This window comes from Pseudomonas sp. Soil_N_39, assembly GCF_057655955.1.
Genome location: NZ_JBDGLI010000010.1, coordinates 184673 through 210567, shown reverse-complemented (window position 1 = coordinate 210567; position 25895 = coordinate 184673). Strand labels below are relative to the sequence as shown.

27 protein-coding genes are annotated in these 25895 nt (G+C 62.0%); 10 read left to right on the top strand and 17 right to left on the bottom strand.

Going from position 1 to position 25895, the window contains the following annotated elements; all coding sequences use genetic code 11:
• Positions 1-66: 66 nt before the first annotated feature.
• Positions 67-444 carry a hypothetical protein gene (locus tag AC3A5O_RS16815; protein ID WP_053182357.1) on the top strand — a complete coding sequence of 126 codons (378 nt, stop codon included), beginning with the start codon at positions 67-69 and terminating at the stop codon, positions 442-444.
• Positions 445-605: 161 nt separating this feature from the next.
• Here AC3A5O_RS16815 and AC3A5O_RS16810 read toward each other — a convergent pair whose 3' ends face one another.
• Complete coding sequence (locus tag AC3A5O_RS16810) at positions 606-815, bottom strand: cold shock domain-containing protein (RefSeq protein ID WP_003198198.1); 210 nt, start codon at positions 813-815, stop codon at positions 606-608.
• Between the two features lie 225 nt (positions 816-1040).
• Here AC3A5O_RS16810 and plsB point away from each other — a divergent pair, with 225 nt between their 5' ends.
• From plsB to AC3A5O_RS16790, 4 genes are all read left to right on the top strand, one after another.
• Entirely contained in the window at positions 1041-3539 is a 2499-nt protein-coding gene (plsB, locus tag AC3A5O_RS16805; RefSeq protein WP_305469906.1) for a glycerol-3-phosphate 1-O-acyltransferase PlsB, read from the top strand.
• A 187-nt stretch (positions 3540-3726) separates the two neighbouring features.
• Positions 3727-4098, top strand: coding sequence for a hypothetical protein (locus tag AC3A5O_RS16800; RefSeq protein ID WP_122568724.1), 372 nt, complete (start codon positions 3727-3729; stop codon positions 4096-4098).
• Positions 4099-4192: 94 nt separating this feature from the next.
• A complete protein-coding gene (locus AC3A5O_RS16795) occupies positions 4193-4588 on the top strand; it encodes a YbaY family lipoprotein (RefSeq protein ID WP_122568725.1) in 396 nt (131 codons plus the stop codon).
• Positions 4589-4620: 32 nt separating this feature from the next.
• A complete protein-coding gene (locus AC3A5O_RS16790) occupies positions 4621-5310 on the top strand; it encodes a DUF4197 domain-containing protein (protein WP_122568726.1) in 690 nt (229 codons plus the stop codon).
• Positions 5311-5476: 166 nt separating this feature from the next.
• On the opposite strand, the gene AC3A5O_RS16785 is transcribed toward AC3A5O_RS16790, so the two are convergent.
• Positions 5477-8542 carry an efflux RND transporter permease subunit gene (locus AC3A5O_RS16785; RefSeq protein ID WP_305482800.1) on the bottom strand — a complete coding sequence of 1022 codons (3066 nt, stop codon included), beginning with the start codon at positions 8540-8542 and terminating at the stop codon, positions 5477-5479.
• Between the two features lie 6 nt (positions 8543-8548).
• The gene (locus AC3A5O_RS16780) at positions 8549-9649 is read right to left on the bottom strand and encodes an efflux RND transporter periplasmic adaptor subunit (RefSeq protein ID WP_305482798.1); all 1101 of its coding nucleotides are present in this window, start codon (positions 9647-9649) and stop codon (positions 8549-8551) included.
• A 94-nt stretch (positions 9650-9743) separates the two neighbouring features.
• Between AC3A5O_RS16780 and AC3A5O_RS16775 the strand changes: the two genes are divergently transcribed.
• Positions 9744-10379, top strand: a complete 636-nt coding sequence (locus AC3A5O_RS16775; protein ID WP_305482796.1) for a TetR/AcrR family transcriptional regulator — start codon at positions 9744-9746, stop codon at positions 10377-10379.
• A gap of 159 nt (positions 10380-10538) precedes the next feature.
• Here AC3A5O_RS16775 and AC3A5O_RS16770 read toward each other — a convergent pair whose 3' ends face one another.
• On the bottom strand, positions 10539-11321 hold the full coding sequence (locus tag AC3A5O_RS16770) for a class I SAM-dependent methyltransferase (protein WP_122568730.1): 783 nt from the start codon (positions 11319-11321) through the stop codon (positions 10539-10541).
• Positions 11322-11412: 91 nt separating this feature from the next.
• On the opposite strand from AC3A5O_RS16770, the gene AC3A5O_RS16765 reads away from it, so the two are divergent.
• Positions 11413-12033 (top strand): energy transducer TonB, encoded by a 621-nt coding sequence (locus AC3A5O_RS16765; protein ID WP_305469897.1) that lies wholly within the window; start codon positions 11413-11415, stop codon positions 12031-12033.
• Between the two features lie 7 nt (positions 12034-12040).
• On the opposite strand, the gene AC3A5O_RS16760 is transcribed toward AC3A5O_RS16765, so the two are convergent.
• The 7 genes from AC3A5O_RS16760 to ppc all read right to left on the bottom strand — a co-directional run bounded on the left by AC3A5O_RS16760 (position 12041) and on the right by ppc (position 19486).
• Positions 12041-12739, bottom strand: coding sequence for an extensin-like domain-containing protein (locus AC3A5O_RS16760; protein WP_122568732.1), 699 nt, complete (start codon positions 12737-12739; stop codon positions 12041-12043).
• 16 nt (positions 12740-12755) lie between these two features.
• A complete protein-coding gene (locus AC3A5O_RS16755) occupies positions 12756-13577 on the bottom strand; it encodes an isocitrate lyase/PEP mutase family protein (RefSeq protein WP_305469895.1) in 822 nt (273 codons plus the stop codon).
• Between the two features lie 33 nt (positions 13578-13610).
• A complete protein-coding gene (locus AC3A5O_RS16750; protein WP_305469894.1) occupies positions 13611-14471 on the bottom strand; it encodes a DUF72 domain-containing protein in 861 nt (286 codons plus the stop codon).
• Positions 14471-14779 (bottom strand): hypothetical protein, encoded by a 309-nt coding sequence (locus AC3A5O_RS16745; protein WP_122568735.1) that lies wholly within the window; start codon positions 14777-14779, stop codon positions 14471-14473. Before AC3A5O_RS16745 ends, AC3A5O_RS16750 begins: the two co-directional genes overlap by 1 nt.
• Positions 14780-15143: 364 nt before the next feature.
• A complete protein-coding gene (tsaB, locus tag AC3A5O_RS16740) occupies positions 15144-15821 on the bottom strand; it encodes a tRNA (adenosine(37)-N6)-threonylcarbamoyltransferase complex dimerization subunit type 1 TsaB (protein WP_122568737.1) in 678 nt (225 codons plus the stop codon).
• Positions 15822-15916: 95 nt separating this feature from the next.
• Positions 15917-16564, bottom strand: a complete 648-nt coding sequence (gene adk / locus AC3A5O_RS16735) for an adenylate kinase (RefSeq protein WP_122568738.1) — start codon at positions 16562-16564, stop codon at positions 15917-15919.
• A gap of 291 nt (positions 16565-16855) precedes the next feature.
• A complete protein-coding gene (gene ppc, locus AC3A5O_RS16730; protein ID WP_487753470.1) occupies positions 16856-19486 on the bottom strand; it encodes a phosphoenolpyruvate carboxylase in 2631 nt (876 codons plus the stop codon).
• A gap of 180 nt (positions 19487-19666) precedes the next feature.
• Here ppc and AC3A5O_RS16725 point away from each other — a divergent pair, with 180 nt between their 5' ends.
• Positions 19667-20011, top strand: coding sequence for a pilin assembly protein (locus AC3A5O_RS16725; protein WP_122568740.1), 345 nt, complete (start codon positions 19667-19669; stop codon positions 20009-20011).
• Between the two features lie 7 nt (positions 20012-20018).
• Here the strand turns inward: AC3A5O_RS16725 and AC3A5O_RS16720 are convergent, their stop codons facing one another.
• Positions 20019-20180 (bottom strand): hypothetical protein, encoded by a 162-nt coding sequence (locus AC3A5O_RS16720; protein ID WP_487753469.1) that lies wholly within the window; start codon positions 20178-20180, stop codon positions 20019-20021.
• A 116-nt stretch (positions 20181-20296) separates the two neighbouring features.
• Between AC3A5O_RS16720 and AC3A5O_RS16715 the strand changes: the two genes are divergently transcribed.
• Positions 20297-20710 carry a DUF4398 domain-containing protein gene (locus AC3A5O_RS16715; RefSeq protein WP_122568741.1) on the top strand — a complete coding sequence of 138 codons (414 nt, stop codon included), beginning with the start codon at positions 20297-20299 and terminating at the stop codon, positions 20708-20710.
• Positions 20711-20761: 51 nt separating this feature from the next.
• Complete coding sequence (gene lptF, locus AC3A5O_RS16710; RefSeq protein ID WP_122568900.1) at positions 20762-21550, top strand: lipotoxin F family OmpA-related lipoprotein LptF; 789 nt, start codon at positions 20762-20764, stop codon at positions 21548-21550.
• A gap of 203 nt (positions 21551-21753) precedes the next feature.
• On the opposite strand, the gene AC3A5O_RS16705 is transcribed toward lptF, so the two are convergent.
• The 5 genes from AC3A5O_RS16705 to AC3A5O_RS16685 all read right to left on the bottom strand — a co-directional run bounded on the left by AC3A5O_RS16705 (position 21754) and on the right by AC3A5O_RS16685 (position 25881).
• Positions 21754-22083: a PA3694 family proteiin gene (locus AC3A5O_RS16705; RefSeq protein ID WP_122568742.1), complete on the bottom strand. Its 330-nt coding sequence runs from the start codon at positions 22081-22083 to the stop codon at positions 21754-21756.
• Complete coding sequence (locus AC3A5O_RS16700; protein WP_305469890.1) at positions 22080-22985, bottom strand: alpha/beta hydrolase; 906 nt, start codon at positions 22983-22985, stop codon at positions 22080-22082. Before AC3A5O_RS16700 ends, AC3A5O_RS16705 begins: the two co-directional genes overlap by 4 nt.
• A 148-nt stretch (positions 22986-23133) precedes the next feature.
• A complete protein-coding gene (locus AC3A5O_RS16695) occupies positions 23134-24411 on the bottom strand; it encodes a flavohemoglobin expression-modulating QEGLA motif protein (RefSeq protein WP_122568744.1) in 1278 nt (425 codons plus the stop codon).
• Between the two features lie 36 nt (positions 24412-24447).
• Positions 24448-25002 (bottom strand): hypothetical protein, encoded by a 555-nt coding sequence (locus AC3A5O_RS16690; protein ID WP_305482790.1) that lies wholly within the window; start codon positions 25000-25002, stop codon positions 24448-24450.
• 162 nt (positions 25003-25164) lie between these two features.
• The gene (locus tag AC3A5O_RS16685) at positions 25165-25881 is read right to left on the bottom strand and encodes a TetR/AcrR family transcriptional regulator (RefSeq protein WP_122568746.1); all 717 of its coding nucleotides are present in this window, start codon (positions 25879-25881) and stop codon (positions 25165-25167) included.
• Positions 25882-25895: the final 14 nt, after the last annotated feature.

Below are 25895 nucleotides of genomic sequence, written 5' to 3'. Positions count from 1 at the left end.
CCGGGCAACCGTTCGGGGCCAGTTAAATCCGCGAATGGATTTTTCAAGACCGCAGCGAGGACATCCATGCGCCAACCCGATATCGAGATTTACCTCAAAGACGCCGACGTCGACCACAAGGCCATCGCCGCCTGGCTCGGCCAAGCCCTGGGCCCGTGCAGCGACTGGGTACAGAAAGGCCAGACCTACAAGTGCAAGGCCGGCAGCATCCCGGTGACCTGGCTGCCAAAAGCCGTGGGCAAATGGAACAGCCTGTACCTGGAAAGCGACCAGACCCCGTGGGAAGACGACATCGCCTGCGCCCGCGCCGCCTTCGCCGCACTGAACGTCGAAGTGCGCTGCGCGCCTGGGTCGTGGGTGGAGGAAGAAGGGGAAGAATCGGCGGATCGCTGGATTCGCATCAGCGCCGATGGGGAAGAGGAGATTACCTGGAAGACAGCGTGACACCCGTCTCAGGTCCAGACTAGATCCAAATGTGGGGGCACTGTGGGAGCAAAGCTTGCTCGCGATGGCTGAAGTACATTCAACATTGATGCAAGCTGACCTATCACTATCGCGAGCAAGCTTTGCTCCCACAGGGATCTATCTGGGCTTCAGGCGTGGGGTTACAACCCCACCACATCCTCAGCCTGCAAGCCCTTCTGCCCTTCCACCACCGCGTACTCGACCTGCTGGCCTTCGGTCAGTGAACGGTGGCCTTCGCCACGGATGGCGCGGTAATGCACGAACACATCCGCCCCACCTTCACGCTGGATGAAGCCGTAGCCTTTGGCGTCGTTGAACCACTTCACACTGCCGGTTTCCCGTGCTGCCATGATGCTCACTCCCATTTTTATTTTTAAGTCGGCTTTTCGAGGGAAAGCCGTACGAACGTTAGCTGCCGTCCAGCCGTCCATAAGGGAGGCCGTGGCAGTCACTGGCCGAGTATATGACAGACACAAAAACTCTCAACTGACTTTACTTCGCCGCTTTTTTGCCGATTTTCGACGAATCCGGCACACTAGCGGCCGCTTGATCTTATCCACTCATGCAGAAGCCGTATGACCCGCTCCCCGTTCCGCCGTCTTGTGTTTGGCACCCTGCGCCGACTGTTGTACCTCTGGGTTCGCTCCGAGACCATCAACCAGTCGTCCTTTACCCTCAACCTCGACCGCAGTCGTCCGGTGTTCTACGTCCTGCAAGATCCTTCGCTCACCGACCTGGCGGTGCTCGATACCGAATGCACCAAGGCCGGCCTGCCCCGTCCGGTATTGCCGGTGTCCGTGGGCAACCTGCTGGAGCCGGCGGCGTTTTTCTACCTGACGCCGGCGCCGGACTGGATCGGGCGACAGGACAAGCGCGGCGCGCCGCCCACCCTGACGCGACTGGTCGACGCCCTGACCCACAATGCCGCCGAAGACGCCCAGATCATCCCGGTCAGCGTGTTCTGGGGGCAGTCGCCCGACAGCGAATCCAGCCCCTGGAAGCTGTTGTTCGCCGACAGCTGGGCCGTCACCGGGCGCTTGCGTCGCCTGTTGAGCATCATGATTCTGGGGCGCAAGACTCGCGTGCAATTCTCCGCACCAATCCACCTGCGCGAACTGATCGAACACGACAAGGGCCACGAACGCACCGTGCGCATGGCCCAGCGAATCCTGCGGGTGCACTTCCGCAATCTGAAAGCGGCGGTCATCGGCCCGGACATTTCCCACCGACGCAACCTGGTCAAGGGCTTGTTGAACCAGCCGCTGGTCAAGCAAGCGATTGCCGAGGAAGCCGAGCGGGAAAAGATCTCCCCGGAAAAAGCCAAGGCCCAGGCCCTGCGCTACGGCAACGAGATCGCCTCGGACTACACCTACACCGCGATCCGTTTCCTGGAAGTGGTGCTGAGCTGGTTCTGGAACAAAATCTACGACGGCATCAAGGTCAACCACATCGAAGGCGTGCAGAACGTCGCCCAGGGCCACGAAGTCATCTACGTGCCGTGCCACCGCAGCCACATCGACTACCTGCTGCTGTCGTACCTGCTGTTTCGCAACGGCCTGACGCCACCGCACATCGCCGCCGGCATCAACCTCAACATGCCGGTGATTGGCGGCCTGTTGCGCCGCGGTGGGGCGTTTTTCATGCGCCGCACCTTCAAGGGCAACCCGCTCTACACCGCCGTGTTCAATGAATACCTGCACACACTGTTCACCAAAGGCTTTCCGGTGGAGTACTTCGTCGAGGGCGGTCGCTCGCGCACCGGACGCATGCTGCAACCCAAGACCGGCATGCTCGCCATCACCTTGCGCAGTTTCCTGCGTTCCTCGCGCATGCCCATCGTCTTCGTGCCGGTGTACATCGGTTATGAGCGGGTGCTGGAAGGCCGCACCTACCTGGGCGAGCTGCGCGGGGCCAGCAAGAAGAAAGAATCGATCTTCGACATTTTCAAGGTCATCGGCGCCCTCAAGCAGCGCTTCGGCCAGGTGGCGGTGAACTTCGGCGAGCCGATCAAACTGGCGGAATTCCTCGACAGCGAACAGCCCGGTTGGCGCCAACAGGAATTGGGCCCGCAATTCAAACCGGCCTGGCTCAACGCGACCACCCATCGCCTCGGCGAGCGCGTGGCCCGGCACCTGAACGAAGCCGCGGCCATCAACCCGGTCAACCTCGTCGCCCTGGCGCTGCTGTCCACCAGCCGCCTGGCCCTGGACGACCGCGCCATGGCGCGGGTGCTGGACCTGTACCTGGCGTTGCTGCGCAAAGTCCCGTACTCGCCCCACACCACCCTGCCCGAAGGCGATGGCCAAGCGCTGATCGAACACGTGAAGGGCATGGACCTGCTGTCGGAACAGAGCGATGCCTTGGGCAAGATTCTGTACCTGGACGAGCAGAACGCGGTGCTGATGACCTACTACCGCAACAACGTACTGCACATCTTCGCCCTGCCGGCGTTGCTGGCGAGCTTCTTCCAGAGCAGCTCGCGCATGAGCCGCGAACAGATCCTGCGCTACACCCACGCGTTGTACCCGTACCTGCAATCGGAGTTGTTCATTCGCTGGTCGCTGGAAGAACTGGACGGCGTGGTCGACCAGTGGCTCGAAGCATTCGTCGAACAAGGCCTGCTGCGTTTCGAAAACGACCTGTACCTGCGGCCGGCGCCGAGTTCGCGGCACTTCGTGCTGCTGACCCTGCTGTCGAAGAGCATTGCCCAGACCTTGCAGCGCTTCTACATGACCGTCTCGCTGCTGCTCAACAGCGGTCAGAACACCATCAGCGCCGAAGAACTGGAAGACCTCTGCACCGTCATGGCCCAGCGCCTGTCGATCCTGCATGGCCTGAATGCGCCGGAATTCTTCGATAAGAGCCTGTTCCGCCACTTCATCCAGACGATGCTGGACCTGGATGTGCTGCGCCGCGACGAGGCCGGAAAACTCAGCTACCACGAGCTCCTGGGCGAACTGGCCGAAGGCGCGGCCAAGCGGGTGCTGCCGGCGGAAATTCGCCTGTCGATTCGCCAGGTGGCGTTGCATCGCAGTGAAGATGCGGCGGAGGTCGCCGTCAGCCCGGACATTTGACCTTGGCCGATCACTCACCGTGAACAGGGAACGGTTCCGGTGGGTGGATGGGTGAATCGCCAGGCGTACTCCGACGCTGCGCAGAGGCTAAGGCGACGTCAAACGAAGAAAAGACCTACAGAGAACTTTGGAGCAGGCCTCTAGGATGGGCCCACGTCAATGTCGACGTATTGAAAAGGAATTCAACATGAACATCATCACCCTCACCCTGCAACTGCCCGAAGGCTATGAACTTCCGGAAGCCGGCCGTGCCGAAATCAGTGTTCGAAATGCCGACGGTATGCAGATCAGCAGCAGCGGCGGCCAGGGCTCCAACATGGCGCCAAGGGGGCCACTCCAGCAGCCTTGGCAGTATCGCTTCCAGATCAGTGCCGAGACGGCGTCCGTAGGCGAGAAACTCTCGGTAAAGGCGCAAATGTACCGAGGCGATACCGCTCTTTTCCTTGATACCGAACAGACTTTCACCTGGGATGGCGGCGATCAACACGTTGACATCCCCCTGAGCCTGGCGCCAGCATCGCTGGCTGAAACTGTTCAAGCCCCCGCGTTCGATTCCTGAGCCGCGACGTTACGCCGCGATGCTTGAACACAAACCCGCTAAATGCTCATTGACGCCCGCGTGTGGCTGGCGTCAATGAGCCAGGTACTTTCCCATGAAAAAACTCGCTCTGCTTGCATCCATGGCCTTACTGGCCGCTTGCCAATCGGCAACCCCACCCTCCGCGTCCCTCGACGGCGAAGTCTTCTACCTGCAACGCATCGCCCTGCCGCCCAACGCCACCTTGAGCGTGAGCCTGCAGGACGTTTCCATGGCCGACGCCCCTGCGGTAGTGCTCGATGAGCAGAGCGGCCCGGTCAAAGGCCAGGTCCCGCTGCCGTTCCACCTCAGTTATGATCCCGCCCAGGTCAAGCCCGGCCATCGTTATGCCGTGAGCGCCCGCATCGAAGTGGACGGCCAGTTGATGTTCATCACCACTGAACAGCACGCCGTGCAACTCGATGGCAAGGATCCGCAGCCGTTGAAGATCCGCGTCAACGCCGCACGCTGATTCTGTTTTCCACTTTTTTCAAGGACGCCATCATGCTCCGCTCTACCCTCCGTTTCACCGGCCTGTGCGCGGGCCTGTTGATCTGCGCCAATGCCATGGCCCTGTCCCTGGGCGACCTGTCGCAACAAGATGCCACCGGTGGCCTCAAGGACGCCTTGACCCAAGGTGCGCAGGTGGCGGTCAAGCAACTGGGTACACCCGGCGGCTTCAGCAACAACCCGGAGGTGAAGATCGAGCTGCCAGGCAAGCTGGGCAAAGTCGCCAGCAAGATGAAGGCCTTCGGCATGGGTGAGCAGGTCGATCAGCTGGAAACCAGCATGAACCAGGCTGCTGAAGCCGCCGTGGTCCAGGCCCAGCCGATTCTGGTCAATGCCGTGAAGAACATGAGCGTGAGCGATGCCAAGGGCATCCTCAGCGGCGGCAACGACTCGGCCACTCAATACCTGAACAAGAGCAGCCGCGAGCAGATCCGCGCCAAGTTTCTGCCCATCGTCAAGCAAGCCACCGACAAGGTCGGCCTGGCCCAGAAATACAATGCCTTCGCCGGCCAGGCCGCGACGTTCGGCGTGCTGGACGCCAAGAGCGCCAACATCGAAAACTACGTGACCGAGCAGGCGCTGGACGGGTTGTTCGAGATGATCGGCAAGCAGGAAGCCACCATTCGCCAGAACCCGGCGGCTGCGGCGACCAGTTTGGCGAAGAAGGTTTTCGGCACCCTCTGAGTTAAGGATCGTTCCCACGCTCCGCGTGGGAACGATCCTCATAAAAACTGTGGGAGCGAGCTTGCTCGCGATGGCTGTATCAGCTTCAACATCTTTGTTGACTGTTACACCGCTATCGCGAGCAAGCTCGCTCCCACATTGGATCGGTGATGGTCGCTGGATCGACTCAGGTTTTCTTGACCCTGAACCACGCCGCATACAACGCCGGCAGGAACAACAGCGTCAACGCCGTGGCCACGATCAAGCCGCCCATGATCGCCACAGCCATAGGGCCAAAGAACAAGCTGCGCGACAGCGGGATCATCGCCAGCACCGCGGCCAATGCGGTGAGCACAATCGGGCGGAAGCGCCGAACCGTGGCTTCGATGATCGCCTGCCAAGGCGCCAGCCCGGCCTTGATGTCCTGTTCGATCTGGTCCACCAGGATCACCGAGTTGCGCATGATCATCCCCGACAGCGCGATGGTACCGAGCATGGCGACAAAACCGAACGGCTGACGGAACACGAGCAGGAACAGCGTGACGCCGATCAACCCCAGGGGCGCGGTGAGGAACACCATGGCCGTGCGGGAGAAACTGCGCAGTTGCAGCATCAGCAACGTCAGCACCACCACGATGAACAACGGCACGCCGGCATTCACCGATTTCTGGCCGCGGGCCGAATCCTCCACCGTACCGCCCACTTCCAGCAGGTAACCGTCCGGCAGTTCGGCACGAATCGGCTCCAGGGTCGGGAAAATCTGCTGCACCAGGGTCGCCGGCTGTTCCTTGCCGTAGATATCGGCCCGTACGGTCACGCTCGGCAGACGGTTGCGGTGCCAGATCACGCCCTCTTCGAAGCCGTACTCCAAGGTCGCGATCTGCGACAGGGCCACGCTCTTGCCGTTGTCGGTCGGCACCGCCAGGCTCGGCAGCAACGACAGCTCGGTGCGCTCATGCACCGTACCGCGCAGCAGGATTTCGATCAGTTCGTTGTCCTCCCGGTACTGGCTGACGCTGGAGCCGGTGAGAGAGCTGCGCAGGAAACTCGCCAGGTGGGTGGTGCTGACGCCCAGGGCCCGGGCGCGGTCCTGGTCGACGTTCAGGTACACCACCTTGCTCGGCTCTTCCCAGTCCAGGTGAACATTGACCACGTAGGGGTTTTCGCGAACTTTCGTCGCCACTTTCCGCGCCAGGGCCCGGACTTCTTCGATGTGCTCACCCGTGACGCGGAACTGCACCGGGTAGCCGACCGGCGGGCCGTTTTCCAGGCGAGTGACCCTCGAGCGCAAGGTCGGGAATTGTTCGTTCAGGGTCGCGATCAACCAACTGCGCAAAGGCTCACGGTCTTCGATGGTCTTGGCCAGCACCACGAACTGGGCGAAGCTGGAGGCCGGCAGTTGTTGGTCCAGCGGCAGGTAGAAGCGCGGTGAACCGGTGCCGACGTAGGCCACATAGTTGTCGATGCCGGCATGGTCCTTGAGCAGCGCTTCCAGGCGCTTGACCTGCTCGGCGGTGTTGCTCAGGGATGCGCCTTCCTGCAGTTTCAGGTCGACCATCAGCTCCAGCCGCCCCGATGCCGGGAAGAACTGCTGCGGCACGAACCGGAACAACACCACAGAGCCGACGAACAACAGCACGGTCAGCAGGATGACGGTTTTGCGCCGACGCACGCACCACTCCACCATCCGCCGGACACGCTGGTAAAACGGCGTGCCGTAAGGGTCGGTCTGGCCGTCAGTCGTGCCATGTTTGGCCGCGTGAATTTTCGCCAGGTCCGGCAGGAGCTTTTCCCCCAGATACGGCACGAACACCACGGCGGCCACCCAGGAGGCGACCAGCGCCAGGGTCACGACCTGGAAAATCGAGCGGGTGTATTCGCCGGTGCCCGATTGCGCGGTGGCGATTGGCAGGAAGCCCGCCGCCGTAATCAACGTACCGGTGAGCATCGGGAATGCGGTGCTGGTCCAGGCGAAACTGGCGGCCTTGATCCGGTCATAGCCCTGCTCCATCTTGATCGCCATCATCTCCACCGCGATGATCGCGTCGTCCACCAGCAGCCCCAGGGCCAATACCAGCGCGCCGAGGGAAATCTTGTGCAGGCCGATCCCCAGGTAATACATGGCGGCGAACGTCATCGCCAGCACCAACGGGATCGCCAGGGCCACCACCATCCCGGTGCGTAGCCCCAGGGAGAAGAAGCTCACCAGCAATACGATCGTCAGCGCTTCCACCAGCACCTGGACAAACTCACCGACCCCGGTCTTCACCGCCGCCGGCTGGTCCGACACCTTGTGCAATTGCATGCCGGCCGGCAGGGTGTTCTGGATACGAGCAAAGTCGACCTCAAGGGCCTTGCCCAGAACCAGGATATCCCCGCCTTGCTTCATCGCCACGGCCAGACCGATGGCATCCTCGCCCATGAAGCGCATACGTGGCGCCGGCGGGTCGTTGAAACCACGGCGCACGTCCGCCAGGTCGCTGATACGGAACGTACGATCACCGACCCGGATCGGGAAACTGCGGATCTCTTCCACGGTCTGGAAATTCCCCGAAACCCGTAGCTGCAATCGCTCGCTGCCGGTTTCGAAGAAGCCTGCGGTGGAGACCGTGTTTTGCTCTTCAAGGGCCTGCTGGACAGCCGCCAAGGGCAGGCCAAGGGTCGCCAGCTTCACGTTTGACAGTTCGATCCAGATTTTCTCGTCCTGCAAACCGATCAGTTCGACCTTGCCCACGTCCTTGACCCGCTGCAGCTGGATCTGGATGCGATCGGCGTAGTCCTTGAGCACGGCGTAGTCGAACCCTTCGCCGGTCAGCGCGTAGATATTGCCGAAGGTGGTCCCGAATTCATCGTTGAAGAACGGGCCCTGTACATCCGGCGGCAAGGTGTGGCGGATATCGCCGATCTTCTTGCGCAGTTGGTACCACAGCTCGGGAATCTGTGCCGAATGCATGGAGTCGCGCGCCGCGAAAGTCACTTGGGATTCCCCCGGGCGGGAGAACGAAACGATCTTTTCGTAATCGCCGGTTTCCATCAGCTTCTTTTCGATACGCTCGGTGACTTGGCGCGACACTTCCTCGGCCGTCGCCCCCGGCCACACTGTTCGAATGACCATGGCCTTGAAGGTGAATGGCGGGTCTTCGCTCTGGCCAAGCTTGGTGTAGGAAAGCGCACCGACGATGGCCAGCAATAGCATCAGGAACAGTACGATCTGGCGGTTACGCAGCGCCCATTCGGAAAGATTGAAACCCATCGCGGATTACTCCTTGGCCGTCAGATTGACCACACGGTTGGAGCGATCCACCGGCCGTACCTGCTGGCCGTCGAGGAGGACATGCACGCCGGCCGCCACCACCCAGTCATCGGGGTTGAGGCCTTCGAGCACCGGCACGGTTTTTTCGCCGAAGGCGCCGACTCGCACCGGGACTTTTTTCACGGTGTTGTTGGCGTTGACCACCCAGACATAGGTGGCGCCATTTTCAGCCGTCAGGGCCGACAAGGGCACCGACAGCGGTACCGTGTCGGCAGTCTGGATAAACACCCGCGCGCTTTGGCCCAGCTCCGCCGGAACGCTGCCGGCCGTGAAGGCCACGCGAGCAGCAAAGGTACGGGACTTGGGGTCGGCAGCGGGCGACAGTTCGCGGATACGCCCGCTGAAACGCTGGTCGGGCTGGCTCCACAGTTCGACCGAGACCGGCTGGCCGATCTTGAACCGGCCAAAACCTTGCTCCGGCAGGCTGATCAGTACTTCACGCTCGCCGTCGGTGGCCAGGGTGAAGACGGTTTGCCCAGCCGAGACTACCTGCCCGACTTCCACCGAACGCCGGGCCACCACGCCATCCTGGGGCGCACGCAGCACCGAATAGCTGGCCTGGTTGTTGGCGACATCGAACTCGGCCTTGATCTGCTTGAGCCGTGCGGTGCCGGAGCGATAAAGGTTTTCGGCGTTGTCGTACTGGGAGCGGCTGACCATCTGCCGCTCCATCAAGGTTTTGTAGCGGTCACGTTCGGCACGAACCAGGTTCAGGTTGGCCTCGGCGGCGGCGACCTGGGCACGGGTCGCTTCCAGTTGCAGGCGCACATCTTCGGGATCGAGCTCGGCCAGCGGCTGATTGGCCTTGACCCGCTGGCCCTCTTCCACCAACCGTCGGCTCACTTTGCCGCCAATGCGAAAGGCCAGGTCGGGCTCGAAACGGGCCCGCACTTCGCCAGGATAACTGTCCATCGCCTGGGCCGAAGGCTCGGGCTTGACCACCATGGCGGGGCGCACGGCGACGGCCGCCGGCTCGTCATGACCGCACGCAGACAATAAAAAAGCCAGGGCGACTGGCATGGCGAGGGGCAGGGCATAGCGGAACATGGCGAGTGACCTTTCGCTAATGGTGCTTGGAATAATTATACTGGCGAGTATGTTATTAATAGCAAACTCACCAGTCCAGTATTAAAGCGAAGAAATGTCGAACAATCCTTCATCCACCAGCGGCCCTGGTCGCCCTAAGGACCTGGCCAAGCGCCAGGCCATTCTGGACGCGGCGAAACGTCTGTTCCTGAGCATGGGGTATGCCAATACCAGCATGGACGCCGTCGCCACCGAGGCGGGGGTTTCGAAGCTGACGGTCTACAGCCATTTCAACGACAAGGAGACGCTGTTTTCCGCTGCCGTGATGGCCAAATGTGAAGAACAGGTACCGTCGCTATTTTACGAATGGCCCGACGGCGCTCCGATCGAGCAGGTGCTGCTGAACATTGCCCGTGGGTTCAACCAACTGATCAACAGCGATGAATCGTTGAACCTGCATCGGCTGATCATGGCCTTGGGCAGCCAAGACCCGAAGCTGTCGACGATTTTCTACGAAGCTGGTCCGCTGCGGATGCTCTCAGGTATGGAGCGGCTGCTGACCAAGGTCAACCAGAACGGCGCCCTGAGCATCGACAAACCGCGCAATGCCGCCGAGCACTTTTTCTGCCTGATCAAGGGCGCGGCGAATTTCCGGTTGTTGACTGGCTGCGGCGCGGCCCCGGAACCCGAAGCCGCCGAGGCTCATGTGCAGGAAGTGGTGGGGTTGTTCATGCGGGCTTATCGGCCTTAGGCCAGCCACAGTTTTTTCTGACTGAGGTGGGCCTGTGGGAGCAAAGCTTGCTCGCGATGGCGGCGCTGCGATCTCTCAGAACACCGCGTCATCGTTCGTCGCGAGCAAGCTTTGCTCCCACAGATCATTCTTCTCCGACAAAACACCTTTTCCCACAGATCAGGGCTTGAGCGCTTTCTTCGGGTAGATGTCGTAGCGACTGGATTTGCCATCGAGCCCATGGCTCGGCTTCGGCCCTTCGATGCACGGTGCCTTGCGCGGACGCTTGACCACCACCCGATGCGTCGCCAGGGCCAGGGCTGCGGCGAGCAGTGCCGGAGCGTCCGGGTCATCGCCCACCAGGGGCCGGAACAGACGCATCTCCTTCTTCACCAGGGCGGTTTTCTCACGATGAGGGAACATCGGGTCGAGGTAGATCACCTGGGGCGGTTCGCCTTCCCAGTTGCGCATCACCTCGATGGAGTTGCCCTTGAGCAAACGCATGCGCGCCACGATCGGCGCCACCTCGAAGTCCTCTGCCCCACGGGCCAGGCCATCTTCCAGCAAGGCGCCAATCAGCGGCTGGCGCTCGATCAGGCTCATGTCGCAGCCCAGGCTGGCCAGCACAAAGGCATCCTTGCCCAACCCGGCCGTGGCATCCAGCACCCGCGGACGCACGCCTTGGGCAACGCCGACTGCCTTGGCGATCATCTGGCCACTGCCGCCGCCGTACAAGCGCCGATGAGCCGCGCCACCTTCGACGAAGTCCACGCGCACCGGCCCTGGCGCATCCGGGCCCAACTGCTGCAATTGCAACCCCTGCTCGCCGACCTGCAAGGCAAACTCGCCCTCGTCCACTTGCAAAGGCAGGCCAAGCCGCTCGGCCCAGTGCTCGGCCTGCGGTTGGAAGGCCGGGGCCAGGGCCTCGACATGGATACGGCAGGCCGCAGGTTGCTCACTCATGGAAACATGCTCAAAAAATTAAGGATCGGCAAAAACGGCCGATAACAACGGTGAACGGCATTTTGCCAGAGCTGAGCGTCGACCGAGAAAAATGTCAGACATTCAATCCACATCGATAGGCGTTATCTCCCCTTACGGCGATTACAGCCTGCGTAACACCCAAGCGCTGAGCGGCGTCAGTCACCTGTGGCAGGATTTTTTTGCCCGGGCCCTGGCCGATCAACTGGGTGATAACGCACCGGCGCCTGGCAGCTACCAGCCAGTGCCGCTCGATGAGGCCGTTGAACCGACCCTCGGCGCCGAGCTGCTGGCGCACATCGTCAGCCAGCGCACCTGCGAAGTAACCGAAACACCGGTCAAGCCGCCTGAGCCGCTGTTCCTGCCCATCGCCGAATTCGAACTCGACCTGCTGGACAAGCCCTTCCCGCCGTTCCCAGCGGAAGAGATTGCCGCCCAGCAAAAGCAGCAGACCTTCGAGAGCAACTGGGTTCGCCCACTCGTCCTCACCGCCGGCCAACCGCTGCCGGAACCCGGCCCAGCACCGCAACCGCGCCCATTGCACCTGCCAATCGCCGAGTTCGAACTCGACCTGCTGGACAAACCGTTTCCACCGTTCCCGGAAGAGGAATTGGTGGCACAGCAGAAACAACTGGACTTCGATACCCGCTGGGCACGTCCAATCGTGCTGCAGAACCTGCGCATCGCCGCCTGATACCAAATCAACGACAGATCCACCATGGCCCCACATCCAGATGAAAATGGTTGCGGTGTGCCTCGTTGTAATCCGGACTCAAGACCACACTGAACATATCGCAGGCGCCATCCCGGGCCTGGCGCAGAAAGCGCGCATTGGCATTGTCCTTGGGCCAGTCCCTCAGGACGCTGATCGTGCGCCCATCGGCCAGGCGGAACCCGGCGATGTCCAGCGCGCTGGCGGTGGCGTGCTGACTGCGCGCACCGCTCTCACGCCCGTACATGTTGCGGCAGGCGAAACTGCCAAGGTGATCGACCCGCGTCACTTTCTGCCCGTAGACCGCCATTGCCGCCGGCTGCAAACCATGGCGCTCGAACAGCGCGAACGCCACTGCCAGGGGGCAACTGGCGAGGAAACTGCTACTCAACGCCACCTCACCGCCCTGCACCCTCAACACGTTGGTCAACGGGCACGTCGTATTGGCGCCGCTGTCGGCCTGGCGAGCGGTACGCAGCCCCGAAGTGGCGAGGGCCTGATCGCACAGCTGCGGGTCGTTGCGCAGGGCCATGAGCTTGAAGCGGGTCAGCAGGTTGGGCGCAAGATTGACGTCCAACGGCGCCCATGGATTCCATTGGGGCGGCAGCGCCACCCAGCCGCGCCACACGCCCAGTACGGCAACGCCAATGAGCACTGCCACGACCGCAAGAACTTTCAAAAACCGCACGATGTTGCCTCGGGCATCAACCCTTGAATAATTGGTTGGCCTGCTTGAACGGCATCGAGCGGCGCGTGAAGGTGAACGTGCCCTGCTCCTGGATTTCCTCGGCGGCGCGGAAGAACTCGCCATACGCGGCCAGGGCCAGCGCCGATCCGACGCTGATGCGCTTGACGCCCAACTCGCTCAACTGCGCGACGGTCAGGTCCAGCGCCCCGGACATCAGCACGTTCACCGGTTTCGGCGCCACGGCCTGCACCACGGCGAGCACTTGCTCGGCGCTGCTCAGCCCCGGGGCGTACAACACGTCGGCGCCGGCATCCGCGAAGGCCTTCAGGCGGCGAAGGGTGTCGTCCAAGTCCGGATTGCCGTGCAGGAAGTTTTCCGCCCGGGCCGTCAGCAGGAAAGGATACGGCAAGCTGCGCACGGCCTCGGCGGCAGCCTTGACCCGCGCCACGGCGTGGTCGAAGCAATAGATCGGGCTGTCTTCGCGCCCCGTGGCATCCTCGATCGAGCCCCCCACCGCACCGGCCTCCGCTGCACGGAGCAAATTGCGCGCGCAGTCCTCGGGGGCATCGGCAAAACCGTTCTCCAGATCGACCGCCACTGGCAAGTCAGTGGCCGCCACAATCGCCCGTACGTTAGCCAGGGTGTCATCCAGGCCCAGGGCGCCATCGGGTCGGCCTAAGGAAAAGGCGTGCCCGGCGCTGGTGGTCGCCAAGGCTTCAAAACCAAGGCTGGCGAGCATCTTGGCCGAACCGGCATCCCACGGGTTGGGAATGACAAAAGCCCCTTCGCGTTCGTGCAAGGCTTTGAACGCCTGGGCTCGACGGATTTGCGCTTCCATGTTGTTCGCTCCTGAGCAGAGAGGGAGTGGGCCTCAGAGCAAACCCAGTTGCTCGGCGGCGGGCTCTCTATATAGCGCAGGCAGGGCCGGCAAGCCAGGCAATCGACTCATCAAACGCTCGTGAAAGCGTTGCGCGAGCCTGGCCGCCAGCCGGTTGTCGGCGGTGTGCAGGAAGATATACGGCGTGCGCCCTTCTTCGATCCACGCGGCGACTTTCTCCACCCACGGTGTCAGGAACGGCTCGTTGGCTTCCAGCACCGGATGGCCGATGAAGCGCACTTGCGGACATTGGGTGAATGCCGCAGGCCGAGGCGGCACACGGGGCTTTTTCGATTGGGCGTGAAGCACGGCAGGATCAGGGGAGGTACAACTGAACAAGGCCCGGGGGTCGAGGCAGATGCGTTCGACGCCGCGATCGAGCAACAGCCGATTGAGGCGTCGCTCGGCGTCGCCCTTGGCAAAGAACTCATCGTGACGCACCTCCACGGCCAGGGGGCGCTGCAAGGCGTCGATGAACCCTGCCAGTTCCGCTAACCGATTCGGGGTGAAGGCCTTGGACAGTTGCAGCCAGTACGGCGCGACGCGCTCGCCCAAGGGGCTGAGCAGTTGCAGGAAGGTTTCGGTGGCCGTCAAGCGTTCACGCAAGTCGCCATTGTGGCTGATGTCACCGGGGAACTTGGCGGTGAAGCGAAAGTGTTCGGGCATGATTTCGGCCCAGCGCTGGACCGTGGCCGCAGACGGGCTGGCATAGAACGTCGTATTGCCTTCCACGGCATTGAACACTTGGGAATAGAGATTGAGAAAGTCGGTGCTTTTGGCGTCTTGAGGATAGAGGTAATCGCGCCAGGCGTTTTCGCTCCAGGACGGACAGCCCAGGTAGTAAGGCAAGACCATCAGATGTAGAGATCGAGTCCCAGCACTTCCATATCCCAATCGACGAAACCGGCGGTGCTCAGGTAGCTCGCCAGGGCCGTGGCGACACTGCGACTCATCGCGCGGTGATAAAGCATGTCTTGCTGACGGGCGGGGAGATTGCTCAGGCGTTGCGCGGAGGCTTTGGCGGCGCGGGCAGCCAGTTGCTCTTCAGACGGAAATTCCAGTTCGCCATCGATGTCATCGAAGTTTTCCGGCTCGGTGGCTTTACCCGCACGAGGCCGACGCTTGATGGGGTAGGACTGGGATGAAACGCCGTCTATACGCATAACAGAATGCTCGGTATCAATGATGGCAATTTAGCGGCACTTTTGCAGCCGCGCAAATGCGCAAGTGATAACTAGAGCACATAAAGTCGAAAAGGTTTAAAAACGGGCTGAAAAAGTGACGACTGGCAATATTGGGTGTGACTTTTTGAGATGCGAATGACTTTTGCGAGGGAGGCAAACTATGCTGAGCGACAGACTTGGAAGCTTGGGGAAATGCCTTTGTGGCGAGGGGATTTATCCCCGCTGGGCGCGCAGCGCCCCCCGACATTGTTGTGTCAGCCACTGATCTGGCGAGTGCTGCGCACTCGAGCGGGGATAAATCCCCTCGCCACAATTGTGCTCACTTGAGAATGGGGTGAGGTTTTTACCGCTCGGATTTCGGCGTTGCGACCTTGTCCCGCAGGTACACCGGCTGCGCATCGTCCGCCGGGATGGCTTCGCCGCGTTCCCAGGCGAAGCGGGCCAGGGCCAGCAGGTCTTCGGCATGAGGCAGCATTGAGGCGTCCTGGCCGATGAGGCTGACACCGATGCGCTCGCCGTAACCCCAACCGGTACCAGCGCCGAACCAGTCACCGTCGGCCCCGCTTGGCAACGCCGCGGCCTCGGGTGGCAATACCGCCTCGGCACCCACCAGGCGCATCTCGCCGTCAGTTTCGCGATAGCAGCCCCAGTACACCTCGTCCATGCGCGCATCGATGGCTGCGGCGACCTGGCGGGCGCCCTGTTCGCGCAAGGCGCGCTGGGCCAGCACCGCCAGGTTCGACACCGGCAACACCGGCCGCTCCAAGGCAAATGCCAACCCCTGCACCACGCCGATGGCGATGCGCACCCCCGTAAACGCCCCCGGCCCGCGCCCGAAGGCAATCGCGTCCACCGCCTGCAAGGTCGTCCCGGCGTCGCTGAGCAGTTGCTGGATCATCGGCAACAGTTTCTGCGCATGCAGGCGCGGGATCACCTCGTAATGGCTCGTGACCTTGCCGTCGTGCAGCAAGGCGACGGAGCAAGCTTCAGTCGCGGTGTCCAGGGCCAGCAAGGTGCTCATCGATGTGTCCGTAAATCAGGTGGGGAAAAAAGTGCGCCAGTATAAACAACTACGGCCCGCAAGCGGGCCGTAGTTGATGCAGCTGATCAGACTTTTCAGCTCAGCGCTTCAAGCACCTTGCCGGTGATCGCATCGACCGAGCCGACGCCCGGGATGTGGCTGTACGTCGGCTTGCCGTGGGCAGCGGACAGATTCTGGTAGAACGCCACCAGCGGCTTGGTCTGGGAATGGTAGACCGACAGGCGATGACGCACGGTTTCTTCGGTGTCGTCCTTGCGCTGCACCAGGTCTTCACCGGTGACATCGTCCTTGCCGGCAATTTTTGGCGGATTGTAGACGGTGTGGTAAACCCGACCGGACGGTTCGTGGACGCGACGACCAGCAATGCGCTGGACGATCTCTTCGTCGTCGACCGCTATTTCAACCACATGATCGAGCTCCACACCAGCCGTCACCAGGGCTTCAGCCTGGGGAATGGTGCGCGGGAAGCCATCGAACAGGAAGCCATTGGCGCAATCGGGTTGAGCGATGCGATCCTTGACCAGGGCGATGATCAGGTCATCCGACACCAGGCCACCGGCATCCATGATGCTCTTGGCTTGAACGCCCAGTGGCGTGCCCGCCTTGACCGCGGCACGCAGCATGTCGCCAGTGGAGATTTGCGGGATACCGAATTTTTCGGTGATGAACTTTGCCTGAGTACCTTTACCGGCCCCGGGAGCTCCCAGCAGAATGACGCGCATCGATGTGCTCCTCAATTTTTTTATGTAAAACGCTCGGATTCGCCTCGTGGGGCCAATCTTCGAAAAACTGGATCGTGACCGCCCAAACGGCCAAAGGCTGATCAAGATACACAGCAGGCCCGACCCACACAAGCCGCCGAAAGTCGGAGGAACCCGCGCCCGATGCGACCTTCGGAGGGGGTGGCGAGCGTCGCAACCGAACAACAAACTGTCGCCTGCTCGACCTGCCCCCTCCCCCAGCGGACAACGCCCGGGAACGCCGGGCGAGCCGTTTCGCTGCGTCGCCTGATGTTAGCCGGTATTGCGCAAACCGGCGGCAATCCCCGCCACAGACACCAGCAACGCCTGTTCCACGGGGCTGCCCTGGGCCACATCCTGCTGCCGCGAGCGCGCCAACAGTTCGGCCTGCAACAGGTGCAACGGGTCGAGGTAGGTGTTGCGCAGGCGAATGAATTCCAGCGTGGCTGGGCTATGTGCCAGTAGCTGCGACTGGCCGGTCAAGCCAAGGACCACCGAGCACGCCTGCGACAATAGGTCGCGTAAATGCGCACCCAAAGGCAACAGCTCAGGTTCCACCAAACGCTCGTCGTAAGAGCGCGCGATATCGGCGTCAGCCTTGGCCAGCACCATCTCCAGCATATCGATGCGGGTCCGGAAGAACGGCCATTGCTCGCGCATCTGCCCCAGCAACTCCCCTTCGCCGCGCTCCAGGGCCTTGCTCAGTGCGGTTTCCCAGCCGAGCCAGGCCGGCAGCATCAAGCGGGTCTGGGTCCAGCCGAAGATCCACGGGATGGCCCGCAGGCTTTCGATGCCCCCGGCGCGACGCTTGGCCGGACGGCTGCCCAGGGGCAGGCGCCCGAGTTCCTGCTCAGGGGTGGACTGGCGGAAGTACTCGACGAATTGCGGGTTTTCCCGCACCACGGCGCGGTAGGCACTGACGCCGTCGGCCGCCAGTTCGTCCATCAAGTCCCGCCACTGCGGCGTGGGTGGTGGCGGTGGCAGCAACGTCGCTTCAAGCACCGCGGCGAGGTAAAGATTGAGGTTCTGTTCGGCGATGTCCGGCAGGCCGAATTTGAAACGAATCATTTCGCCCTGTTCGGTGGTGCGGAAACGCCCGGCCACCGAACCCGGTGGCTGGGACAGGATCGCCGCGTGCGCCGGACCGCCACCACGGCCCACGGTGCCACCACGACCGTGGAACAGCAGCAGTTCGACTTGCTGCTCGCGGCAAATGTCCACTAACCGCTCCTGGGCCCGATACTGCGCCCAGGCCGCCGCCGTGGTGCCGGCATCCTTGGCCGAATCGGAATAGCCGATCATCACTTCCTGCGGGCCTTGCAGCCGCGAACGATAGCCCGGCAGCAGCAACAACCGCTCGATCACCGGCCCGGCGTTGTCCAGGTCGGCCAGGGTCTCGAACAGCGGCACTATCCGCATCGGCCGCAACACGCCAGCATCCTTCAACAACAGTTGCACGGCGAGGACATCGGACGCCGCGCCGGCCATGGAGATCACGTAGGAACCCAGGGACGCCGCCGGAGCCGCCGCCACTTCCCGGCACGTCGCCAACACTTCCGCCGTGTCGGCCGAGGGCTTGAAATGGGCCGGCAGCAGCGGACGCCGGTTGTTCAGTTCCTCGAGCAGGAAGCTGATGCGCTGCTCCTCGTTCCAATCCTCATAGCGCCCCAGGCCCAGGTAATCGGTTATTTCCGTCATGGCGGCGCTATGGCGCGTCGAGTCCTGGCGCACATCGAGGCGCACCAGGAACAGGCCAAAGGTCACCGCCCGGCGCAGGCAATCGAGCAACGGCCCGTCGGCAATCACGCCCATGCCGCACTCGTGCAACGAGTGATAGCACAGCTCCAAGGGGTCCAGCAGTTCGCGGTTGTGCTGCAACACCTCGGCGCTGGGTGGCGTGGCAGCACTCAAGGAGGCGTGCGCCCAGTTGCGGGTGGCTCGCAGGCGTTCGCGCAGTTGCTTGAGCACGGCGCGATACGGTTCGGCGCTGTCGCCGGCCTGGGCACGCAAGGCCTCGCTGGCGTTTTGCATGGACAGCTCGGCCGCCAGTTGGTCGACGTCACGCAGGTACAGGTCCGCCGCCATCCACCGCGCCAGCAACAGCACCTCGCGGGTCACGGCGGCGGTGACATTCGGGTTGCCGTCACGGTCGCCGCCCATCCACGAGGCAAAGCGGATCGGCGCGGCTTCCAGGGGCAGGCGCAAGCCGGTGGCGGCATGCAGGGCCTGGTCGGCCTTGCGCAGGTAATTGGGAATGGCCTGCCACAGCGAATGCTCGATCACCGCGAAACCCCATTTGGCCTCGTCCACCGGGGTCGGCCGGGTACGGCGGATTTCTTCGGTGTGCCAGGCCTCGGCGATCAAGCGTTGCAGGCGCTCGTGGATCTGCGCGCGCTCGGCGCTGGTCAGGTCGCGGTGATCCTGGGCCGCCAGTTGCGCGGCGATGGCGTCGTATTTCTGGATCAGCGTACGGCGGGCCACTTCCGTGGGGTGGGCGGTGAGGACCAGCTCGATCTCCAGCCGTCCCAACTGCCGGGCCAGGGCCTCGGCGCCATGGCCCTCGGCCCGCAACCGGGCGAGCAGTTCGGGCAGCACCCGTGCCTCGAAGGGCGCCGGTTGCGACTCTTCCCGGCGGTGGATCAGTTGGTACTGCTCGGCGATATTGGCGAGGTTGAGAAACTGGTTGAACGCACGCGCCACCGGCAGCAATTCGTCCTCGCTCAGTTGGTTGAGGCTGGCGCTGAGTTCGGCATCCACGGAACCGCGTCGGTCAGCCTTGGCCCCCTTGCGGATCTGCTCGATCTTGTCGAGAAACGTGTCCCCGTACTGTTCGCGGATGGTATTGCCCAGCAGTTCGCCGAGCAGGTGGACATCCTCGCGCAAGCGGGCATCGATATCGGTCATCAGCATTTCTCCAGCAAAAAAGTCCGGACAGCTCTTGGCTTAGAGAGTGCCGATGCCCGCCGCTTATGACAAGCGACGAAGGGACTTTAAACCTTGTCCAACAAAGCTAGTCTCATGAGTAAGCCACACAACGGCTTGTCACTCACCGCGCCTGCCACGAGCAGGCTGATTGAGGTCATCATGAAAATTCGTGAGCTTGCCCAGCATTGGGAAGAAAACGCCAAGGGCCGCCTGACCCAGACCGGCTACACGGTCCATCTGGACGTGGAAGCCGCCGCCCGCCTGGCAGCGATCTGCGACATGTACCCCAAGCGCCAGCCCGAGGAGCTGCTGGGCGAGCTGATCGGGGCGGCGCTGGAAGAGCTGGAAGCCAGCTTTCCCTACATCAAGGGTTCGCAAGTCGTCGCCACCGATGAAGAAGGTGACCCGCTGTACGAAGACGTGGGCCCGACCCCGAGATTTCTCGCGTTGTCCCGTCGGCATCTGCATGAACTTTCCTCGCAGAACGACAAATCCAAACACTGATTTCCTTTCATTCCAGCTTGCGGTTTTCCGGCGCGGGGTCTTTTACACCCGCGCCGAGATACCGCTGCGTGCCTTGAAAGTTCAGCTTTTCTGTCACTGACCGATCAGTCAGTAATTCTTTTGGCGAATGGCCATCTTCGCTGAACTTTTGAAAAACGGCTCGGGTCACACCGAGTAACCATACTGGAACGGTTGTTTAAATAAACGCGCCTTGGCGCCAACGCCAAACCAGACGTCACGGTTTCGGTCCCAGCATGGATTTGTCGTTTTTTCAGGAGTTTTCCAATGGAGTTGAAGCCTATGAATACCTGCACTGCCAAACCCTCATCCACTGGCCTGCGCGGCTTGAAGTTGGCTGCCCTGGCGCTCGGTAGCAGCTTCATTCTCGCCGGTTGCGCCGGTAATCCACCGTCGGAGCAGTACGCGGTGACCCAATCGGCGGTCAACAGCGCCGTCAGCGCCGGCGGTACCGAATTCGCTGCTGTGGAAATGAAGTCGGCCCAAGACAAGCTCAAGCAAGCCGAAATCGCCATGCATGACAAGAAGTACGACGAAGCCAAGCGACTGGCCGAACAGGCCGAGTGGGACGCCCGCGTCGCCGAGCGCAAGGCCCAGGCCGCCAAGGCTGAACAAGCACTCAAGGATTCTCAGAAAGGGGTTCAGGAACTGCGTCAGGAAGGCATGAACAAGGTTCAGTAAAGCGTTCACGCCACGACGTACTTCTCATTGATAAAAGGACGACAGACTATGATGCACAAACACTTGATGATGCCCGCCCTGCTCGCTGCCTGCGTAGCCCTGGCCGCTTGCTCCCATGACCCGAACGCGAACCTGGAACAGGCTCGCACCAACTACAACGGCCTGCAGGCCGACCCGGCGGCGACTAAAGTGGCGGCCCTGGAAACCAAAGACGCGGCGGACTTCCTGGCCAAGGCCGACAAGGCCTACATGGACAAGGAAGACGAAGCCAAGGTCGACCAGTTGGCCTACCTGACCAACCAGCGCGTCGAAGTGGCCAAGCAGACCATCGCCCTGCGCAACGCCGAAGCCGAACTGAAAAACGCTGGCGACGAACGCGCCCGTGCGCTGCTCGACGCACGCAACGCGCAGATCAAGCAACTGCAGGACAGCCTGAATGCCAAGCAGACCGAACGCGGTACGCTGGTGACCTTCGGCGACGTGCTGTTTGCCACCAACAAGTCCGAGCTGCGCGCCAGCGGCATGACCAATGTGAGCAAACTGGCGCAGTTCCTCCAGGAAAACCCCGACCGCAAAGTGATCGTCGAAGGCTACACCGACAGCACCGGTTCGGATTCCTACAACCAGTCGCTGTCCGAGCGTCGCGCCGGCTCCGTGCAACTCGCGCTGGTGAAGATGGGCGTCGACCCGGCTCGTATCGTGACCCAGGGTTACGGCAAGGAATTCCCGGTGGCCGACAACACCAGCGTCTCGGGCCGTGCCATGAACCGTCGCGTGGAAGTGACCATCTCCAACGACAACCAGCCAGTAGCGCCGCGCTCGACCATGAGCGCCAACTGATCAGCTGAGTGCAACAAAAAAGCCCCGCCTGATTTCGTCAGGCGGGGCTTTTTCATGGACGAATAGACTTGGCTGTACACATTCCCTGTGGGAGCGAGCTTGCTCGCGATGGCGGCAGGTCAGTCGACATAGGCGTTGACTGATCCACCGCTATCGCGAGCAAGCTCGCTCCCACAGGGAATGGTGGTGTCCTTGGGATTGGATTATGGCTGAAGCGTCTGCGGCGTCTCCTGGCCCATGCAGCGCACCGCGCGTTTCTTCTCGTTGATCAGCACACCGGTCAGGCCTTTCTGCTCGGTGTCGAACAACACCAGCACACCGTCGATGCATTGGGCGACCTGGGGGGCCGGTTCCAGGGACACCTTGTAGTCCTCCCCCGGCACGGTCTTGAGCATGGTGAATTGGTTGAGCAGCAACGCGTCTTCGGGCTTGGCGAAGTGCAGGTAGCCGTAGTACCACAGCACCCCGACGGTGCCGAGGATGCTGCAGATACCGGTGATGATCAGGGGGATAGCGTTACGTTCTTCGCTCATTGCGGGTTCTCTGGTGATTCAACGGGTGATTTCGGGTAGTTCGGGACTTCGCCCAGGCGGCGCAGGCCATCAAAATGCCGGGGGTCGTCGAGGTAGCGCAGCATCACGGTGCGCCAGGTCGGGTCGGCGAATGTCTGCACATGACCGCCGCGCGTCAATTGCAGAACCCGCGGTGGCGGCGCAGCTTGATACAGGCGGATGCCATTGGAAAGAGGCACGATGGGGTCGTCCAGGCTGTGGTAGATCAATTTCGGCACGCCATTCAATTGCGCCACGGAACTGATCGCGCTGTCACCGTCTGGCACCAGCCAGGACAATGGCACCTGGAACGGCCAGGTCAGCCACGAGGTACTCAGGGCAAAACGCCCGACGTCGCGGTAGCTGGCGGGCACGCCATCGAGCACCAGGGCCTTGAGCTGCCGTTGGCGCTGGGGATGTTCGACCAGGTAATGCACCGCCAGCGCACCGCCCAGGCTCTGGCCGAGCAGCACCAGCGGTTTGCCCTGGACCTCGGGCGACTGGTCGAGCCATTGGAACGCGGCGTCGATGTCCTGATAAATCGCCGGCAGGCTCGGCTCGCCTTCAGACAGGCCATAACCCCGGTAGTCGACCATCAACACCTGGTAACCCTGCTCCGGCAACCACCAGCTTCCGCCCAGGTGCCAAGCCAGGTTGCCGCCGTTGCCGTGCAAGTGCAGCACCGTGCCCTTGACCTCCACGCCGGGTTTGACCGGCAGCCACCAGCCCCGCAGCTTCAGGCCGTCAGCGGTGGTCAGGGTGACGTCGCGGTACTCCAGCTTGGCCCGCTCCGGGGTAAACGGCAGGCCGCGTTCGGGGTAGAACAGCAGTGAGCTGCAACCGCTCAGGGCCAGCAGCAGGCAGATGATGCCGAGGGTTCGCATCCGGTGAAGCCTCGCAAAAATCAGAAGTTATACACAGCCCCCTGTGGGAGCGAGCTTGCTCGCGATAGCGGCGGATCAGTCACAGCGGTATTGACTGTACTGACGCTATCGCGAGCAAGCTCGCTCCCACAAGGGGTGGGTGGTGTGATTAAAGGATATTGGAATAATCCGCTTCGATCCGATCCAGGCTCAGGTGGTTCAGGAAGTTGGAGAAACACATCCAGGCCGACAGGGCGTTCATGTCGCGGAATTGCTCGGGCAGGTACTTGGGCGGTACCACCAGGCCTTCGTCCACCAACTGGCGCAACGTGCGCATGTCCTCAAGGGTGGTCTTGCCGCAGAACAGCAGCGGCACCTGCTCCAGCTTGCCTTTGCGCACGGCCAGCTGAATGTAGTTGTAAACCATGATGAAGCCCTTGAGGTAGGACAAGTCTTTGGTGAATGGCAGCCCGGTCGGCACAGAGCCACGGAACACCCGGCTGGCGTTGCCGTAGCTTTCGGCCATTTCAAACCCCTGCTCGCGGAAGAACTCGAAGATCTGCAGGAAATCGGCGCCCTCCTCCACCATGTGAATGGCCCGGGTGCGGTTGGTCAGTTTGCGCAGGCGGCTCGGGTAGGAGGCGAAGGTGATGATTTCCATCAGGATCGCCAGGCCTTCCTGGGTCACCGTGGACGAGGGCGGCCCCTTGGACAGGAAGGTGCAGATCGGCTGGTTCAGGCCGTTGAGGGTGGTGCCGACGTGCACCAGCCCTTCGTGGACCTCCAGCGCCCGCACATCGCGGTCGTTGAACATCGCATCGGTGCGGATCTTGATGTAGTCCGCGCCCGCCGCCGCATCGGCCACGATGCCATCGGACTCGAACACCCGGATGGTTTCCTCGGCTTCGCCGAACACCCGGTTGAGGCGATGTTGCAACAGGCTGACGGCGTCCTTGGCGGTGAGAATCTTCGGCTCATCCTTCAGGTCGCCGCGACCATCGATGTTGTTCAGGTAGTCGGACAGCATCAGGCCCAAGTCCGCCAGGGTCGGGTCGCCAGCATGAAAGGCGTCGGAAGCAGCGCCGTACAACTCCTGGGAAATCAGCCCGAAATCCTCGGTGCCGCGTGCTTCGAGCATGCGCACCACCATGCGGTACTCCTTGCACATGCGGCGCATGATCTGGCCAACCGGGTTGAACTGCCCCAGTTGGCGGGTGATGTCACGCTCGATGTTCTGGAACTCCAGCTTCACCTTGCTGGAATCGAAGGACAGTGGCCGGTTGAGGTAATAGTCGCGATCCACCGCAGGCATTTCCTTGCCCTTGGCCTTGAGAAAACCCTTGCGGATGTTCTCGTCCCACTTCACCGCGTCGAGGATGCGGATCGGCGTTTGCGCCAGCACTATGCGATCGGACAAGGTGCGTATCGTCTGCTGGTAATCGTCCACCCGGAACTCCTGTGAAAAAACGTCCGCTTGTAGCAATTATTGGGATTTGGCCAGTCGCTGGTAACGCACGGCTTCCGAGAACACATCGGAATTGGCCGGGTCGTCGAGGTAGCTGAAAACCTTGTTCATGTCGCTGTCCACCAACACGCCGTCGCCCTCCTCGCTCTGGTTCGGCTGGCCGCTGAGGATCTTCTGGCCGATGGCCTGGTTGATCTGCTCCAGGTCGAGGTTGTAGACCACCAGTTCCTGTTTATCGGTCAATTCGAAACCGGCGATCAGGAAATGTCCACCATAGCGGGCCGGCACCTTGGCCGACAGGTACCAGCGGCTGCCGTGGCGGGAGACGGTCAGGGGAATGGCTTCGCGCTCATGGGGCTTGGCCCTGAAGTAGCTGATGGCCTGGTAGCGGTGCTTGCCAACCTGCGTCAGCTCCAGGTTCAACGGTTCGCCCCAGGCATTGGTGCTGGTCCAGTGGCCGAGCAGGCCCGCGGGTGCGGCCTCGCTGTCAGGCAACGGCGCCTTGAACGACACCAGGCAGCCACTGAGCAGCAGCAACGACACGGCCAATACAACGGCACGCCAGGCTTTCATTTGAACTCCCTATGGCACAGCGCCTCATCCTTACATATGGGAGCAGCTGTATGTGTGGGAGCACAGCTTGCTCGCGATGAAGACACCTCGGTCTATCAAGGGACCGCGTTATCGTTCATCGCGAGCAAGCTTTGCTCCCACATAGCCTACTCCCACAAGGGACTACACCGACGCCAGTACCAAGTGCATGTAGCGGGTCAGGATGCCGAGCATATCTTCATCGGCTACCGGCTCGGCGCCATTGAGCAAGCCCTGATATTCCATCCGTCCGATAATCGCCGTCAACACTTTGGCATCCTGTTGCGGCTCGCGGGAGCCTAATACCTGGAAAAACTGACACGTGCCATGCAGCAAAATTTGCTGGTGGGAACGCACCAACTCCGCCAGGCGCGGGTTGAGCAGGGCTTCCTGGCGAAAGGCCTGCTCGGCCATCAGGTATTCGCGACGGCTGTCCAGTTGATGCCGCACATAGTCGGCGGTCATCCGGGCAATGTCGTCCGCCAGTTGCGAGCGCGATTGGGGGCTGCCGTCACCGTAGGCGACCATTTCCCGCAGCAGGCCTTCGTTGTTGGTCCACAGCTTGGCCATGAATGCCGCGCTGCGCTCCACGTACTGGGCGAAGGTGTCGGTGAGCAGGTCATCGATGTCCTTGAAATAGTACGTGGTGGCCGACAGCGGCACGCCCGCTTCAGCGGCCACCGCGCGGTGACGCACCGCACGCACGCCATCGCGCACGACAATGCGCATGGCCGCATCGAGAATCTCCTGGCGACGCTGCTCACTGCCCTGTCGGCTGGCCTTGCGGCCCTGGTACTGAACACTTTCAGCGACAGCCGTGGCGACGCCCGCTGCACCTTCTGAAGCCATTGCACGATTCACGACAGGTCTTCCTC

Excerpts from the sequence above, each read along its gene's own strand:
- AC3A5O_RS16795 (WP_122568725.1), top strand. The coding sequence starts at position 4,193 with ATGAAAAAACTCGCTCTGCTTGCATCCATGGCCTTACTGGCCGCTTGC.
- AC3A5O_RS16810 (WP_003198198.1), bottom strand. The coding sequence starts at position 815 with ATGGCAGCACGGGAAACCGGCAGTGTGAAGTGGTTCAACGACGCCAAA.
- plsB (WP_305469906.1), top strand. The coding sequence starts at position 1,041 with ATGACCCGCTCCCCGTTCCGCCGTCTTGTGTTTGGCACCCTGCGCCGA.
- AC3A5O_RS16800 (WP_122568724.1), top strand. The coding sequence starts at position 3,727 with ATGAACATCATCACCCTCACCCTGCAACTGCCCGAAGGCTATGAACTT.
- AC3A5O_RS16715 (WP_122568741.1), top strand. The coding sequence starts at position 20,297 with ATGGAGTTGAAGCCTATGAATACCTGCACTGCCAAACCCTCATCCACT.
- lptF (WP_122568900.1), top strand. The coding sequence starts at position 20,762 with ATGCACAAACACTTGATGATGCCCGCCCTGCTCGCTGCCTGCGTAGCC.
- AC3A5O_RS16770 (WP_122568730.1), bottom strand. The coding sequence starts at position 11,321 with ATGAGTGAGCAACCTGCGGCCTGCCGTATCCATGTCGAGGCCCTGGCC.
- AC3A5O_RS16765 (WP_305469897.1), top strand. The coding sequence starts at position 11,413 with ATGTCAGACATTCAATCCACATCGATAGGCGTTATCTCCCCTTACGGC.
- AC3A5O_RS16780 (WP_305482798.1), bottom strand. The coding sequence starts at position 9,649 with ATGTTCCGCTATGCCCTGCCCCTCGCCATGCCAGTCGCCCTGGCTTTT.
- AC3A5O_RS16755 (WP_305469895.1), bottom strand. The coding sequence starts at position 13,577 with ATGGAAGCGCAAATCCGTCGAGCCCAGGCGTTCAAAGCCTTGCACGAA.
- AC3A5O_RS16705 (WP_122568742.1), bottom strand. The coding sequence starts at position 22,083 with ATGAGCGAAGAACGTAACGCTATCCCCCTGATCATCACCGGTATCTGC.
- AC3A5O_RS16815 (WP_053182357.1), top strand. The coding sequence starts at position 67 with ATGCGCCAACCCGATATCGAGATTTACCTCAAAGACGCCGACGTCGAC.
- adk (WP_122568738.1), bottom strand. The coding sequence starts at position 16,564 with ATGCGCGTCATTCTGCTGGGAGCTCCCGGGGCCGGTAAAGGTACTCAG.
- AC3A5O_RS16790 (WP_122568726.1), top strand. The coding sequence starts at position 4,621 with ATGCTCCGCTCTACCCTCCGTTTCACCGGCCTGTGCGCGGGCCTGTTG.
- AC3A5O_RS16690 (WP_305482790.1), bottom strand. The coding sequence starts at position 25,002 with ATGAAAGCCTGGCGTGCCGTTGTATTGGCCGTGTCGTTGCTGCTGCTC.
- tsaB (WP_122568737.1), bottom strand. The coding sequence starts at position 15,821 with ATGAGCACCTTGCTGGCCCTGGACACCGCGACTGAAGCTTGCTCCGTC.
- ppc (WP_487753470.1), bottom strand. The coding sequence starts at position 19,486 with ATGACCGATATCGATGCCCGCTTGCGCGAGGATGTCCACCTGCTCGGC.
- AC3A5O_RS16775 (WP_305482796.1), top strand. The coding sequence starts at position 9,744 with ATGTCGAACAATCCTTCATCCACCAGCGGCCCTGGTCGCCCTAAGGAC.
- AC3A5O_RS16785 (WP_305482800.1), bottom strand. The coding sequence starts at position 8,542 with ATGGGTTTCAATCTTTCCGAATGGGCGCTGCGTAACCGCCAGATCGTA.
- AC3A5O_RS16745 (WP_122568735.1), bottom strand. The coding sequence starts at position 14,779 with ATGCGTATAGACGGCGTTTCATCCCAGTCCTACCCCATCAAGCGTCGG.
- AC3A5O_RS16750 (WP_305469894.1), bottom strand. The coding sequence starts at position 14,471 with ATGGTCTTGCCTTACTACCTGGGCTGTCCGTCCTGGAGCGAAAACGCC.
- AC3A5O_RS16700 (WP_305469890.1), bottom strand. The coding sequence starts at position 22,985 with ATGCGAACCCTCGGCATCATCTGCCTGCTGCTGGCCCTGAGCGGTTGC.
- AC3A5O_RS16725 (WP_122568740.1), top strand. The coding sequence starts at position 19,667 with ATGAAAATTCGTGAGCTTGCCCAGCATTGGGAAGAAAACGCCAAGGGC.